The sequence below is a fragment of the Streptomyces sp. NBC_00466 genome (genome assembly GCF_041433995.1).
Taxonomy (GTDB): Bacteria; Actinomycetota; Actinomycetes; order Streptomycetales; family Streptomycetaceae; genus Streptomyces.
Genome location: NZ_CP107896.1, coordinates 765,010 through 778,498, shown reverse-complemented (window position 1 = coordinate 778,498; position 13,489 = coordinate 765,010). Strand labels below are relative to the sequence as shown.

The 13,489-nt window shown below is 67.8% G+C and carries 15 protein-coding genes; 6 read left to right on the top strand and 9 right to left on the bottom strand.

The genetic code is table 11. From position 1 onward, the window contains the following. Positions 1 to 49: 49 nt before the first annotated feature. Genes OG210_RS03435 through OG210_RS03425 form a run of 3 tightly spaced genes read left to right on the top strand, consistent with a single transcriptional unit; the run spans position 50 to position 2,389 of the window. Complete coding sequence (locus OG210_RS03435) at positions 50 to 1,159, top strand: acyl-CoA dehydrogenase family protein (RefSeq protein ID WP_328332548.1); 1,110 nt, start codon at positions 50 to 52, stop codon at positions 1,157 to 1,159. Continuing rightward, positions 1,156 to 1,554 (top strand): RidA family protein, encoded by a 399-nt coding sequence (locus OG210_RS03430; protein WP_328332550.1) that lies wholly within the window; start codon positions 1,156 to 1,158, stop codon positions 1,552 to 1,554. Before OG210_RS03435 ends, OG210_RS03430 begins: the two co-directional genes overlap by 4 nt. A 1-nt stretch (position 1,555) precedes the next feature. Continuing rightward, positions 1,556 to 2,389, top strand: a complete 834-nt coding sequence (locus OG210_RS03425; protein ID WP_371534961.1) for an alpha/beta fold hydrolase — start codon at positions 1,556 to 1,558, stop codon at positions 2,387 to 2,389. 50 nt (positions 2,390 to 2,439) lie between these two features. On the opposite strand, the gene OG210_RS03420 is transcribed toward OG210_RS03425, so the two are convergent. From OG210_RS03420 to OG210_RS03385, 8 genes are all read right to left on the bottom strand, one after another. Next, positions 2,440 to 3,204, bottom strand: coding sequence for an enoyl-CoA hydratase/isomerase family protein (locus OG210_RS03420; protein ID WP_328335641.1), 765 nt, complete (start codon positions 3,202 to 3,204; stop codon positions 2,440 to 2,442). Between the two features lie 100 nt (positions 3,205 to 3,304). Continuing rightward, on the bottom strand, positions 3,305 to 4,495 hold the full coding sequence (locus OG210_RS03415; RefSeq protein ID WP_371540159.1) for a cytochrome P450: 1,191 nt from the start codon (positions 4,493 to 4,495) through the stop codon (positions 3,305 to 3,307). Positions 4,496 to 4,660: 165 nt separating this feature from the next. Further along, on the bottom strand, positions 4,661 to 6,028 hold the full coding sequence (locus OG210_RS03410) for a cytochrome P450 (RefSeq protein ID WP_328332556.1): 1,368 nt from the start codon (positions 6,026 to 6,028) through the stop codon (positions 4,661 to 4,663). 9 nt (positions 6,029 to 6,037) lie between these two features. Beyond that, positions 6,038 to 6,628: an ATP/GTP-binding protein gene (locus OG210_RS03405; protein ID WP_328332558.1), complete on the bottom strand. Its 591-nt coding sequence runs from the start codon at positions 6,626 to 6,628 to the stop codon at positions 6,038 to 6,040. Continuing rightward, on the bottom strand, positions 6,603 to 6,983 hold the full coding sequence (locus tag OG210_RS03400; protein WP_328332560.1) for a DUF742 domain-containing protein: 381 nt from the start codon (positions 6,981 to 6,983) through the stop codon (positions 6,603 to 6,605). The genes OG210_RS03405 and OG210_RS03400 overlap by 26 nt, the downstream gene beginning before the upstream one ends. Beyond that, entirely contained in the window at positions 6,980 to 7,390 is a 411-nt protein-coding gene (locus tag OG210_RS03395) for a roadblock/LC7 domain-containing protein (RefSeq protein ID WP_328332562.1), read from the bottom strand. The genes OG210_RS03400 and OG210_RS03395 overlap by 4 nt, the downstream gene beginning before the upstream one ends. Then, on the bottom strand, positions 7,387 to 8,544 hold the full coding sequence (locus tag OG210_RS03390) for an ATP-binding protein (RefSeq protein ID WP_328332565.1): 1,158 nt from the start codon (positions 8,542 to 8,544) through the stop codon (positions 7,387 to 7,389). Before OG210_RS03390 ends, OG210_RS03395 begins: the two co-directional genes overlap by 4 nt. A 471-nt stretch (positions 8,545 to 9,015) precedes the next feature. After that, positions 9,016 to 10,137, bottom strand: coding sequence for a PP2C family protein-serine/threonine phosphatase (locus OG210_RS03385; RefSeq protein ID WP_371534960.1), 1,122 nt, complete (start codon positions 10,135 to 10,137; stop codon positions 9,016 to 9,018). Positions 10,138 to 10,389: 252 nt separating this feature from the next. Between OG210_RS03385 and OG210_RS03380 the strand changes: the two genes are divergently transcribed. The 3 genes from OG210_RS03380 (at position 10,390) to OG210_RS03370 (ending at position 12,515) form a co-directional block, all read left to right on the top strand. Beyond that, positions 10,390 to 10,908, top strand: coding sequence for a hypothetical protein (locus tag OG210_RS03380; RefSeq protein WP_327294667.1), 519 nt, complete (start codon positions 10,390 to 10,392; stop codon positions 10,906 to 10,908). Between the two features lie 110 nt (positions 10,909 to 11,018). Next, complete coding sequence (locus tag OG210_RS03375) at positions 11,019 to 11,813, top strand: ABC transporter permease (protein ID WP_371534959.1); 795 nt, start codon at positions 11,019 to 11,021, stop codon at positions 11,811 to 11,813. 324 nt (positions 11,814 to 12,137) lie between these two features. Then, entirely contained in the window at positions 12,138 to 12,515 is a 378-nt protein-coding gene (locus tag OG210_RS03370; protein WP_328332571.1) for an SH3 domain-containing protein, read from the top strand. Between the two features lie 185 nt (positions 12,516 to 12,700). On the opposite strand, the gene OG210_RS03365 is transcribed toward OG210_RS03370, so the two are convergent. After that, positions 12,701 to 13,423: a helix-turn-helix domain-containing protein gene (locus OG210_RS03365; RefSeq protein ID WP_328332573.1), complete on the bottom strand. Its 723-nt coding sequence runs from the start codon at positions 13,421 to 13,423 to the stop codon at positions 12,701 to 12,703. Positions 13,424 to 13,489 lie beyond the last annotated feature (66 nt).

Here is a 13,489-nt window from a genome sequence, read left to right as displayed (position 1 = left end):
TATCGTTTGCGTGACGACAGTCAACGGTTCACGATAGAGGGGATCGGGGATGACCGCATTCGCACTGGATCCGGACCAGCGGAAGTGGTGCGCCGAACTGCGCACCCTGGCCGCCGAACGGCTCGGTCCGCTCGCCGCGGCCGGGGAGCCCGGCCGGGTCAACCGCCCCCTGGTCGCTGCCCTCGGCGAACTGGGCCTGCTGGAGCGGCTGTTCAGCGCGGGCGCGCTGGACCTCTGTCTGCTGCGCGAATCGCTGGCGTACGGCTGCACCGAGGCGGAGACCGCGCTGGCGCTCCAGGGGCTCGGCAGTTACGCCCTCGTCCAGGCCGGCACCGCGGACCAGCGCGAGCGGCTGCTGCCCGAAGTGATCGCGGGCCGGGCCGTCGCCGCCTTCGCGCTGAGCGAGCCAGGCGCCGGGTCGGATGCCGCCGCACTGGAGCTCAACGCCGCCCCGGACGGCGGCGGATGGCGGCTGACCGGTGCGAAGTGCTGGATCTCCAACGCCCCCGACGCCGACTTCTACACCGTCTTCGCCCGTACGACCGAGGGCGCCGGAGCCCGCGGGGTCACCGCGTTCCTGGTGCCGGCCGGCCGCCAGGGGCTGACGGGTTCGCGGCTCGACATGCTCTCACCGCACCCCATCGGGACGCTCGACTTCGACGGGGTGCCGGTCGGGCCACAGGACGTCCTGGGCGAGCCGGACCGGGGCTTCCGGGTCGCGATGAACACCCTGAACCTCTTCCGCCCCAGCGTGGGCGCATTCGCCGTCGGCATGGCACAGGCCGCCCTGGACGCGACCATCGGCCACACGTCCCGGCGTACCGCGTTCGGCGGCCCGCTGAAGGACCTGCAGGCGGTGGCCCACCAGGTCGCCGAGATGGCCACCCGCACCGAGGCCGCACGCCTCCTGGTCCACGCGGCCGCGGCCGCCTGCGACGCGGGCGACCCCGGCATCGCGAAACGCTCCGCCATGGCGAAACTCTTCGCCACCGAGACCGCCCAGTACGTCGTGGACACCGCGGTCCAGCTGCACGGCGCGCGCGCCCTCCAGCGCGGCCACCTCCTCGAACACCTCTACCGCGAGGTCCGGGCCCCGCGGATCTACGAGGGCGCCACCGAGGTCCAGCGGACCGTCATCGCCAAGGAGCTGTACGCATGAGCCTCGACCGAGTCAACCCGCCGGATCTCTCCCCGCCCACCGGGTTCTCCCACGCCGTCGCCGCCACCGGGACCCGGCTGGTCTTCCTGGCGGGGCAGACCGCGCTGGACCGGGCGGGCGAGGTCACCGGAGCCACCCTTCCGGCCCAGTTCGAGGTGGCGCTCTCGAACCTGCTCACCGCGCTGCGCGCCGCCGGCGGCGGTCCGTCCGACCTCGCGCGGGTCACGGTGTACGCCACCGATGTCGCCGCCTACCGCGTCCACGCCGCCGAACTGGGCCGTATCTGGCGGAAGCTGGCCGGCCGCGACTACCCGGCCATGGCGGTGATCGGCGCCACGCGGCTCTGGGACGAGCAGGCGATGGTGGAAATCGACGGAGTCGCCGTACTGTCCTGACATGCCCGAGATCTCACTCACCGCAGGCACTGTCGACTACGTGGACACCGGTGGCGCAGGCCCCGTCGTCGTCCTCCTCCATGGGCTCGTCCACGACGCCACGGTCTGGCGCAAGGTGATCGAGGGGCTGCGCCCCGGCCACCGCGTGCTCGCGCCCACCCTGCCGTACGGCGCGCACCGCACCCCGATGCGCCGCGACGTACCGCTGACCCCTGGCTCGGTGGCGGAGCTCATCGCCGAGTTCCTCGACCGGCTGGAGCTGCGGGACGTCACCCTCGTCGAGAACGACTGCGGCCGCGCCCAGACCGTCGCCGCCCGGCACCCGGAGCGGCTCGCCCGGCTGGTCCTGACGTCCTGTGAGGCCTTCGACAACTACCCGCCGGGCATCCCGGGCAAGCTGATCGTGCTGGCCTGCCGGATGCCGGGCGGCATCCCCCTGCTGGTCCGTACGCTCGCGATCAAGCCGCTGCGCCGTCTGCCGGTGGGCTTCGGAGCGCTCACCAAGCGGCCCGTGCCCGACGAGATCGTCGACGGCTGGCTGCGCCCGCTCCTCACCGACAAGGCGATCCGTGAGGACTTCCGCCGCTACGGTCTGGGCGTACGCAAGGGCGAGCTGCTGGAGGCCGCGGAGGGACTGCGGACGTTCGACAAGCCCGCGCTGGTGGTGTGGGCACTGGAGGACCGCATGATGCCAAGGGCCCACGGCCGGCGCCTCGCCGAACTGCTGCCGCAGGGACGGCTCCTGGAGATCGAGGACAGCGGGACGCTGATCGCGGAGGACCATCCGGAACAACTGGTCGCGGCGCTGCGGGAGTTCATCGCCGGTGACAGCTGAGGGGGCTGAGCCGGGGGGTGGCCCGGCGGCCCCTCCGTACGGCCGTCGCGTCAGCGCTGCCGCGCCGCTTCGGCGGCGGTCACCGATGCGAGCAGCAGTTCCGTGTCGAAGAGCGAGGCGTCCGCGAGCCGGCTGGCCCCCGCGTAGGCGTTGAGCATGACCTTCGCGCTGCGCAGCGCGGCGGGCGACCGGCGGACCAGCGGTCTGATCCACCGGGCGACGGCGCCGTCCAGCTCGCTCTCCGCAACGACCTTGTGGAGTACGGAGAGCTCGGCCGCCTTCGCCGCGCCGAAGTTGTCCGAGGTCAGGATCAGTTCGCGGACTCTGGCGGTTCCCGCTTCGTTGAGCAGCCGGGGCAGTACGCCACCCCAGGCGGGCGGAACGCCGAGCCCCAGCTCGGGCATCCGGTACCGGCTGGTGTCCGCGCCGACCCGCAGATCGCAGAAGACGGCAAGTCCGAGACCGGCGCCGATCACGCCGCCGTGCAGCCGGGCGATGGTCACCGCGTGGGCGGTGGCGAGCGCGTCGCAGACCCGGCGCGCCTTGTTGCCCAGCGCGTGGAGCCCGGCGCCGCCGGGCTCCGTGGCGAGCAGCGTGGCGAATTCGCTGCGCTCACCGCCGAGGCAGAAATTGTCCCCCGAGCCGGACAGCACCAGCACTCTGATTCCGGGATCGTCGTGCAAGTCATCGAGTACGGACAGGAGTTCGTCGAGCATGCGACCGGAGATCGCATTGCCGGTCTCCGGAGTACTCAACTCCACTTTCAGTACGGCACCTTCATGCGTCACACGGAGAGTCTTGAGATCTTCCACGATGTGCTTCTATTCCTTTTGCTCTTGCCCGTGGCATATGCAGTTCCCTCGGGCTGACTGAGGCATTCCGATTTTCCGAAGGGCCGGTCGGCCTGTCGGCCCTTCAGTCCTGGACGACCATGAGTTCCGTGAGCCGGCGGAATGCCACGCGTGGCGCCCAGACCGGGGAGCCGCTGATACGCAGCCCCGGCAGTCGCCTGAGCACACCGGTCAGCAGGGATGTTGCCTCCAGCCGCGCGAGCGGGGCCCCGAGGCAGTAGTGAATTCCGCCGCCGAAGCTCAAGTGCGAAGCCCTGCGGTGGATGTTGAACAATTCGGCGTCGTCGTGCTTCGCCGGATCGTGGTGCGCGGTGCCGACGAGCAGCTGCACCATCTCGTCCTTGCGGATCAGCACGTCGCCGAGCACGGTGTCCGCCGGGGCGATCCTGCTGATCATGTGGATCGGCGGGTCGTAGCGCAGCACCTCGTCGATCACGTCCGGCAGGTGCTCGGGGTGCGCGCGCAGCCACTCCAGCTGGAGCGGGTGTTCAAGCAGCAGCCGTACCGAGGCGGAGAGCAGGTGGGAGGTGGTTTCGAGTCCGGCGAGCACCACGAAGAGCGCGAGGGAGTAGACCGCTTCGTCGGCGGCGCCCCGGTCGGGCTCCAGCCCGTCCCAGGTCCGGATCCAGCCCGACACTGGATCGTTCCCCGGGTTCCGGCGGCGCTCCCGGATCAGGGCAGTGAAATACTCCCGCAGTCGGGCTGTAGCGGAATCCGAGAGCGCGAGCTGACTGTGCGAGGGAAATAATTCCTGAGTGAATACCTGGTCGTGTGTGAGATCGCGCATGAGAGGGTAATCGTCAGGTGGCAGGCCGAGCCATTCGCCGATGACAGCGACTGGCAATTCATCGCTCACCAGTTTGCAGAAATCGGCTTCACCGTCCTGCAATTTCTCCGTCAGCCGGTCGAGCAGTCGATCGGTGTTCCTGTCGACCGAATGACTCATTATCTCAAGTGATTTGCGGTCGAACATGTGCCCCATGGAGCGCCGCATTCGGGTGTGATCCGGCGGATTGAGCATGGGGAGGGTGTCGCCCATCTGGAGCGAGGCGGGTGCGCTCCAGCGAGCGGCGTCCTCCTGCCGAGTACGCCACTCGCTGCTCGGAACAGTCCACGAACGGTCCCTAAGCACCTGGTCACACAGGTCGTAGGGGGTGACCAGGTACCCGCCCCATGGAGCCGGGAACACGTCCCCCATTTCCCTGAGTTTCGTGTAGAAAGGGAAAGGATTCGCCTGGCCTGCCGGCGTTCGCATACGCGAGAAAAGCGAAACGATCGTGCGCCTTTCGACGGGCCGGGTAGCCAGAGAAAGCTTCACTGCGACTCCTTGCTGCAGAGATCACGTAAGATTTGCCAACCCTGTCTACCCGTCCGCCTGAACGTTCATGCGACGGTAAAGTCACTCATGGTGTTGTGGATGTCACACCTTCCACCAGGTCAGGAATCCACTCCACCAGCTACCCTTTTCCGGCTTTCCACGGCCCTGTGGTGCGGGTGTGTTTTCCGGTATGCGCGGGCCGGTCGCGTAAGGCCTGGATGTGTGCTTTTCCCTGTGTTCGGGCGTAAAGCGGGCGGGCAGTGCGGCGAGCGCACGGTGGAAGGGGCCCGGCCGCCAGGTCAGGGTGTCGGTGGGCACCGCCAGGTCGATGTCCGGCAGGGTGTTGAGGAGCTTCTCGATCGCCAGGACCGAGATCAGTAGCGCGGGATCCTTGGCTGGGCAGGCGTGCACGCCCGCACCCCAGGCGAGGTGCGCGCGCTTGCTGAGCGTCTGACGGCTCACCGACAGGGCCGGATCGCTGTTGGCTGCGGCGAAGCTGATGACGACCGGGTCGCCGGCGCGAAGCGTCGTACCGGAGAGGTCGACGTCGTACAGGGGGTAGTGCGCCGCGTAGTTGGCTATCGGCGGCCCGTTCCAGAGGACGTCGTTGATGGCGTCCTCGACGAGCAGCCCCGCCGAGTGCTGGCCGCCCGAGTACTTGTCGTCGGAGAGGAGCAGCCGCAGTGCGTTGGCGATGATGTTCTGGGTGGGCTCGGTTCCGGCCCCGATGAGCATGACCAGCTGGTGGATCATTTCCTCGTCCGACAGCCGCGCCTCGTGCTGCATCAGCCAGGAGGTGATGTCCTCACCGGGCTGGGCGCGCTTGAGCGTGACCAGTTCGAACAGGGACTCCGTCAGGATCTCGCCGGCCTTCTCGACGTCGACGCCGTCGAAGAGGCAGGAGATCCCGTACACCAGCCGGTCGCCGATCTCCGGGGGGCAGCCGAAGAGATCGTTGAACACCAGCAGCGGCACCAACTGGGCGTACTCGGCGATCAGATCGGCCCGGCCGCGGCCGCTGAACTGCTCGATGAGATACATCGCCACCCGGTCGACGTGCCGGCTCACCCGGTGCGTGTCGATCCGGCCCAGCGACGAGGTCACGGCCTGACGCAACCTCAGATGATCGCTGCCGTCGGTGAACAGACAGTTCGGCCGGTACGCCATCATCGGCAGGATCGGGCTGTCCAGCGGTACCTGACCCTCGTTCAGGGCGCGCCAGCGGCGCGAGTCCCGCGCGAACACGTCCGGATTCTGCAGTACATGGAGCGCGGCCGCGTAGTCCGTGACGAGATGAGCCTCCACGCCGGGGGACAGCTCGACAGGTGCCGCCGTGCCGTACGCCCGCATGTGCTCGTAGTAGGCATCGGGATCGGCGGCGAACTCGGGCCCGTACAGCGGAACGCTCTTGCCGCTGTTGTGGGCGGGGCAGCCCGGGGGCGGGCCCTGGGCTTCGGAACGGTATTGCATGCCGAACTCCTAGGAAAGGCGCGACTGAAGATAGCGGACGAGGACGATCAGAGCATTCGCGGACGAGCGCTGATCGCGCGCGTCGCAACTCACCAGAGGTGTCTCGGGAAGCAGGTCGAGAGCTTCTCTGATCTCCGCGTCCTCGTGATTCGTCCCGATGTCGAACCGGTTGACGGCGATGGTGTACGGAATGCCGTACTGCTCCACCAGGTCCATCACGGGGAACGACTCCTGGAGCCGCTCGGGATCGACCAGTACGAGAGCTCCGAGCGCCCCGCGCGACATGTCTTCCCACACCTGGACGAAGCGCTGCTGCCCCGGTGTTCCGAAGAGATAGAGCACCAGATTCTCACTCAGCGTGAGACGTCCGAAGTCCATCGCGACGGTTGTCGTGGTCTTGCCGCGCGTTCCCTTGAGGTCGTCTATTTCCTCGCCGGCCCGGGTCATGACTTCTTCGGTCCGCAGCGGAGGGATCTCCGACATCGTTCCGATGAATGTCGTCTTGCCGACAGCAAAGTGCCCGACCACCAGGATCTTCGCCGCGGTCTGCACTGTTTCGTTCAGATAGACGCCGCTATCCGAAACGGGCTTGAAGGCCATTCAGCACCTCTTCGAGTATGCGTCGTTCGACACGCTCGGCCCGCGGAATGGGTTTGCGCGTGTAGAGGTATCCCGCATCGGTGAGATCGGCGAGCAGGACGCGGACAATACCGACGGGCAGCTGGGTGTGCCCTGCGATCTCGGCGACCGCGAGGTATCCCCCCGAGCACAGCTCGACCAACCGGCGCTTCTCCGGGTCGAGATGGCCGATCGCGGGACAGTTCTCGCCCACCGTGACCAGCGTGATCAGCGAGAGCTCGTGATCGTCCACCAGGCTGCGGCCGTTCGTGATGACGTACGGACGCACTAATTGCGGGGCTTCCGGCTCCTGGTCCGGCTCCTCTGTCGTCGTCATGCGTCGGCGTCGGCAATCTCGCGCGGGGGACTGGTCAGTGCCTTGCCGAGCTGGCCGACCAACTGCTGCATACGGAAGGAGATCTCCGCCATGTCGACCTCGGGGGAGGCCGAGACGGCGAGGTAGGCGCCCTCCCCTGCGGAGTTGAGGAACACCCAGCCGTGCTCGAACTCGACCAGCGTCTGGCGCCACTGGGGGCGGTCGCTCGGCGGGCGGCCGCAGAAGTCGGCCACCGTGCGGCTCAGCGACTGCATGCCGCTCATCGCGGCGGCGATGGTGTCGCCTTGGTCCTTGCCGACCTCCTTCGAGCGGGCCATGAGCAGACCGTCCGCCGAGACGAGGATCGCGTGCCGCGCTTCGGGGACTTCCAGGGCGCTGTCAAGCATCCATGACAGGTCGTAGTTCACTGAGTCTCAGGCCCTTCGCTGCTTGCACTGGTGGAACGGCGTCCCGACTGGGTCCCCCGCTGGAACGCCCCCATGACCGAGGCGATCTGCTCGGTCGACCTGGCAGGGGCGGCCTCGGGGCCGGATTCCGGCACGATGGAGATCGGCCCCCTTCTGCTGCGTTTCGGCAGACCGCCGAAGGTGGTCGCGGGAGCCGGTTCCGGTGCTGCCGCCGAACCCTCTTCGGGCGGCATCGGGGAGGACGCTGCCACGGTGGGTATCTCCTTCGCCTGGGGCTGGGGGGCGGGTTCCGGCATCGACGTAAGGAGGTCGTCGGGCAGGAGCACGACCGCGCGCACACCGCCATAGGGCGACGTGGTGTCCACGGAGACACTGAATCCGTAGCGTGCGGCGAGCACGCCGATCACGGTGAATCCGAACTGCGGCGGGTTGCCGAGTCCCGCGACACCGGGGGAGCGCTCACTCGAAAGCAGCTTGGCCGCGCGGCTCTTCTCCTCCTCGTTCATGCCGACACCGGCGTCGTCGACAATGATGCAGACGCCCTTGGGGACCGGCCGGATGTTGATCTCGATCATGGTTTCCGGCGCCGAGTAACTGGTGGCGTTGTCGAGCAGTTCCGCGAGTGTCAGGGCGACCGGTTCGACCGCGCGGCTCACGATGGCGAAATGGCTCTGGGTCCGGATCTCCACACGGGTGAAGTGGCGGATACGGCCCTTCGCGCTGCGGACCACGTCATAGAGCGACGCGTCGGTGCGCTGACGGCCGAGCCAGCCGTCGCAGAGCACGGCAATGGACTGGGCGCGCCGTGCGAACTGGGAGTTCATATGGTCGATGTCCAGGAGATCCTGGAGGATATGAAGTTCTCCGTACTTGTCCTGGAGTTTCGAAATTGCGAGCTGCTGCTCACTCGCGAGGCCCTGAAGCGTCCGCATTGCGGATTTAAGAGCGGTCTTGGTGGCCTCCTCGGCCCGCTCTTTCGCCTCTTCGACGGATTCCGCGTAGTGTTCTTCCAGGGTGGAGTAGTGGCTTCGGAGTTCCTGTTTTTCCGTGCGGAGCTTGGAAATCGACTTTCTTCCGCGAACGATCGCGGTAGCGGCGACAGGAGTACCAGCTATCAAAGCCCAGAGTGCTGGATCCTGGAGGTACTGAGTCATAAGGCTCTCTTCGGGTGGCGGGGCCGCCGGGCTCTGAATGTCTCGGGGGCGCGGTCGAGTGCACTCGTGGCCGCAGACATACGGGATCGGTCGCGCGCGTTCTCCTGCCCGACTGCCTTGATAGGCCCGGCTGATGGCAAAGTTCCCCCCGGGGTGGCGGAATTCTGGCCCGACGCGCTGCGCGATTAAGCGCCATAGCGGGTTTGGTACCGCCTGGCAAGCGTGATGATCTTAGCACCACGGGATGGGGTGACGTTCCTGGGGAAGCGTTATCTTTCTGGCATCTGACGGAAATTCAGCAAGGTGCCCATATAGGGTCTTGTGGTCGTTGGCTATTTGCCGGACGTGCCCGATTGATCATGATTATTAATCCTTCAGGATGAATGTCCCCGAGTGCCGGTCCGGGCCCGCACAGGGCCCGTGCTGGGTCCGCGGATGCCTGGAACAGGGGCTGTTCGGAGCCCCGTGCGGTCAGGGTGCCGCGAGCCGTTCGATGGCGACCATGGCCGCGTCGTCGCCCAGGCTGCCGTCCGCATGGCGCAGCAGATCGGCGCAGAGGTCGTCCAGCAGCGCATCCGGCCCTTCGGCGCGGAACGACGCGATCCGGTCGGGCAGCGGGTAGAAGCGGCCCGCCCGGTCGCGGGACTCGATGACGGCGTCCGTATACAGGAGCAGGATGTCGCCGACGCCGAAGGGGAACGTCTGGGCGGTGAAGGCGGAACCGGTCAGAGCTCCCAGTCCCAGAGGCGGCGCGGGCTCCCGGACGTCGAGCGAGAGGACCCGGCCGGACCGCAGCAGCAGGGGTGGCGGATGCCCGCAGCTGACCAGGCGGAGTTCCGGGTCGGCGTCCGGGATGTCCAGCACGGCAGCGGTCACGAAGGCCTCCGTACCGCGACCGTCGTCCCCCTCCGTGGGCGGCAGCCCGTCTCCGTACGCGGCGACCCCGGCCTCCAGCCGGGCCACGGCTTGCGGAAGTCCCGGTTCCTGGTGGGTCAGGGCCCGGAAGGAGCCCAGGACCTGGGCGGCTTCGCCCATCGCGTCGAGCCCCTTGCCGCGTACGTCTCCGACGATCACGCGGGAGCCCCCGGCCGTACGGGCGACCGCGTACAGATCGCCGCCGAGCTGCGCCTCCGCCTCCGCGGCCAGATAGCGCGACGCGATCCGCAGCGTCCCGCTCTGCTCGGGCAGCGGAGGCATCACCACGCGCTGCACCGCCTGTGCCACCCAGCGGAGGTGGTTCATCTCCCGTGAGTGCCGCTCCCGCAGATGGGCGAAGAAGGTGACGAAGACGGAGATCAGGAACAGCGCGGCGATCTGGTACGTGTGATTGAGGTCGTTGATGCTGGTGCGCGCGATACCCACCAGCGACTGGGCCAGGACGGCGACCGCACCGACGAAGCCGGTCATACGGGGTCCGGCGAACGACGCCGTGATCGCCGGAGCCGCCACGAGAAAAGGGCCGAGGTGGACGTCCGGTGGCGCGAAGATGTCGAGCACCGTGACGACGGCGATCAGGGCGAACGGCACCGCGATGAGCGCCCTCGGGCGTGGTCGGTCCTCGTGGAGCGGGCGCAGTATCCGCAGCGGGCTCATGTCTCTGGATACCGCACGGGAGCCTCACACGCGCCCCGCCGCCCCGCCGCGCTCCGGGGCGAGCAGGCGGACGGGTCGCGGGGCTCCCGTAAACAGATACGGGGGAATCGCGGCGGTATGCGGTTGTATCTCTCTATACGGAATAGCCGCCAACATAGAAATGACCCGTAATGACCCGTATTGATCCGTGCTGATCCGCGCTGATCTGTACTGATCCATGCGGAGTGGCCCGCTCGCCATGGAGGATGCGCCTTGCCCGCCAGCCTGAGTGTTCCCGTCCCCCCGGCTCGGCGCGCCGAACCACTGCAGCGGCTGCTGTTCGGCGGTATCTACGGAACGATTCTCGCCAGCGCGCTGGCCGCCGCGCTGGGCAACGACAACGGCAGTCCGGACCCCGGGTACGACGCGCTCTGGGTGCTGCTCACGTCACTCGCGTCGGCGGCGGCGCACGGCTACGCCCATGCCATCGCCCACCGGACGGCCGACGGAGTACCGGTCACCAGCAGCACCGTACGGTCGGTGCTCACCGAGTGGCCGCTCGCCGCCGCGGTACTGCCCACGGTGGCCGCCCTGCTCGGCGCGCACGAGGGCTGGTGGGGCGAGGAGGGCGCGATCGCGGTCTCCCTGGGGATCAACACGGTGGCGCTGTTCGGCTGGGGGCTCTGGGCCGCACGCGTGGCCGGCCGCGGCTGGGGCAGGGCGTCCCGGACCGGCGGCGTGGACATGCTGCTCGGGCTCCTGATCGTGGCGGCGAACATCCTGAGCCACTGAGCGCCCGGCGTCGGCCGGTGATCGTCAACGGCCTTTTCCCGCACGGCTGTTGGAGGGGGCGTGAGCAGGACGGGCCAGGTCTGCCCGGGCCGACAGGGCTGCAAGTGCCGATGGTGCCCCTTACGGTGAGACATGTGCCCCTGAGCGCGAAGTCTCTTCTGCCGGTCAACATCACCCTCGGCGTACTGCTGATGGTGCTGCTGGCGGTGGCGGCGGGGGTCGCCTACTTCTGCCGGCTGTCCCCTGATTCCTCGACCGCCCGCCCGCGGGAAATCCTGATCGCAGGAGTGCGTGCGGCCGCTCAGCTCGCCGCGGTGTCCCTGATCATCACCTGGGCGGTCACCAGGGTGGCGGGGCTGGGCGCGTTCCTGGTCGTGATGTTCGCCGTCGCCGTACGCACGGCAGGCCGACGGCTGACCAGCAACCACACCTGGTGGCTCACCGCCGCGCCCCTCGCCGCAGGCGTCGTCCCCACGGTGGCCGCTCTGCTGCTGACGGGGCTGGTTCCCCTCAAGGGCCTCGTGCTCATTCCGATCACCGGCATTCTCATCGGCGGCGCCCTCACAGCGACGGTGCTCGCGGGACGCCGCGCCCTCGACCAGCTGGAACAGCGCCGGGGAGAGGTCGAGGCCGCGATGGCTCTGGGCTTCTACGACCGGGACGCGCGGATGGAGATCGCGCGGCCCGCGGCATCCGACGCCCTGCTCCCGGGGCTGGATCAGACGCGTACCGTCGGGCTGGTGACCCTTCCCGGGGCGTTCGTGGGCATGCTCCTGGGGGGTGCGAGTCCGCTGATGGCCGGCGCTGCGCAGCTGTTCGTCCTGATCGCCCTCATGGCCGTGCAGGCCGTCGCCGTTGCCGTGACCGTCGAACTGATCGCCCGACGGCGCCTGTTCCGCCCGTAGCGGTACGGAGGCCGGTCGAGCCTTTTGACCGTACGGAGTCGTTGAAGCCGCTGATCCGCCCTGAGATCCGGCTGCACAGTTGAATTCCCCCGAACGGACCAAGCTCGTACGCCCATTCAGGAGATCGCGCCGTGTGTCGAATTGCGCGCTGGGGTGGTTGCTGTGGCGGCCGCAGTAGCTTCGTCTTGCTGAGGCGATTCGTTTCCCTCTGTTGGCCGTTCGACGGCGGATTGTGCGAGCAGTGAGCCGTCCGTGTCGGCGCGTATACGGGGGCGTCGTCTCACGGCATCTACCCATCGGTCTGTGACCTCGTGGAGGCAATGCGTGTTCCCCAAGCCCAAGACCAGCAAGCTCGTCATGGCACTGACTGCCGGTGCGATGGCCGTCGGCCTGGCCGCCGGTCCCGCCCTGGCCGGCGACCTCAGCAACGGCACGGCCAACAAGGACCAGATGACTGCCCCCGCAGCCATGTCCCTGTTCAAGGGCCGCGTGATCTCCAGGACGGGTGTGCTGGTGCGGAGCGGGCCCAGCCAGCGCTTCCGGGTCGTCGGTTCCTACTCGTTCAACTCGATCGTTCCGATCGTGTGCAAGGTGCGCGGCCAGAACGTGCAGGGTAATGACCTCTGGTACAAGACGCCCAAGGGCAACTTCGTGTCGGCGCGGTACATCGCCAACATCGGTGCCATTCCGCACTTCTGCTGAACCCCGGCAGACAGACCTCTTGTGCGGTGACATTTCTGCTGTCGAGCCATATCGCGCAAGGGGCTTGATCCGCTCCTGTTGCATTCGTCGCCGGCCCTGTGCTCCTGAGGGCCGGCGACGAAGCGTTTTCACGCGGAACTTTGATTTGCTCGAACATGGCGCCACAATGTGGACCCGCTCTGTGGTCAGAACCCCGCTTCGGCGCCGACGAGAAAGTGCCAGGACCAGTTGTCGTCGCCGGTGACCGGCTCCGGGTCCGGGGGGAGGAGCCTGCGCGTGGCCTCGGAGACGGGTGCCCGCAGGATTCCGATGGCGCTGTCGATGAGGTTGGCGGTGAGGAGCGCGACTCGCCGCGCGTTGTCGGACCCGCTGTGTTCCATGGCGTGCTCACACGCGGCCAGGGCGCGGACCGTGAGCATCATGGCCAGGGCGAGCCGGGTGCGCAGGACGGCTTGGGGCAGGTCGTCCAGGAGCCGGACGATTTCACTGAAGACCGTCCGTACGCTCTCTGTCGCCGCCGGATCGGCCGGTACGAGGACCAACGTCCATGGGGGAGTGGCTACTTGGGCGAGGAAACGCGCGTAATGGCTGTGCTCGTGCTCGATGAGCGTGTCGGCCAGCGGATGGATGAGGGCGTCGGCCAGTCCTTCCAGGGTGGGCTGCCGGCCGTTCTCGTACAGGGCGGCCAGCAGCTGCCGGCGGTGCATGTTCACCCGCCCCGTATGGCGTTCGAAGATCTCCCGGACGAGCTGTTCCTTGCTGCCGAAGTGGTACTGGGCCGCTGACTTGTTGCGCTGACCCGACGCCGCGGTGATCTCCCGGAGTGAGACGGCGTCGATCCCCCGCTCGGCGAACATGCGCAGGGCCACCTCGGCCATGGCCTCACGTGTCGTGTTCCCTCTGGTCATGAACCCCATTGTAAGGCACTCGCCTTAAAGGTTCGTGTACGTTGCTAAGGCACTCGCCTTATTTCT

What these genes read in the sequence shown, in the direction of transcription:
- OG210_RS03390 (WP_328332565.1), bottom strand. Translation starts at nt 8,544, where the DNA reads ATGACTCAGTACCTCCAGGATCCAGCACTCTGGGCTTTGATAGCTGGT.
- OG210_RS03435 (WP_328332548.1), top strand. Translation starts at nt 50, where the DNA reads ATGACCGCATTCGCACTGGATCCGGACCAGCGGAAGTGGTGCGCCGAA.
- OG210_RS03385 (WP_371534960.1), bottom strand. Translation starts at nt 10,137, where the DNA reads ATGAGCCCGCTGCGGATACTGCGCCCGCTCCACGAGGACCGACCACGC.
- OG210_RS03375 (WP_371534959.1), top strand. Translation starts at nt 11,019, where the DNA reads ATGGTGCCCCTTACGGTGAGACATGTGCCCCTGAGCGCGAAGTCTCTT.
- OG210_RS03430 (WP_328332550.1), top strand. Translation starts at nt 1,156, where the DNA reads ATGAGCCTCGACCGAGTCAACCCGCCGGATCTCTCCCCGCCCACCGGG.
- OG210_RS03400 (WP_328332560.1), bottom strand. Translation starts at nt 6,983, where the DNA reads ATGACGACGACAGAGGAGCCGGACCAGGAGCCGGAAGCCCCGCAATTA.
- OG210_RS03365 (WP_328332573.1), bottom strand. Translation starts at nt 13,423, where the DNA reads ATGACCAGAGGGAACACGACACGTGAGGCCATGGCCGAGGTGGCCCTG.
- OG210_RS03405 (WP_328332558.1), bottom strand. Translation starts at nt 6,628, where the DNA reads ATGGCCTTCAAGCCCGTTTCGGATAGCGGCGTCTATCTGAACGAAACA.
- OG210_RS03410 (WP_328332556.1), bottom strand. Translation starts at nt 6,028, where the DNA reads ATGCAATACCGTTCCGAAGCCCAGGGCCCGCCCCCGGGCTGCCCCGCC.
- OG210_RS03415 (WP_371540159.1), bottom strand. Translation starts at nt 4,495, where the DNA reads ATGCGAACGCCGGCAGGCCAGGCGAATCCTTTCCCTTTCTACACGAAA.
- OG210_RS03425 (WP_371534961.1), top strand. Translation starts at nt 1,556, where the DNA reads ATGCCCGAGATCTCACTCACCGCAGGCACTGTCGACTACGTGGACACC.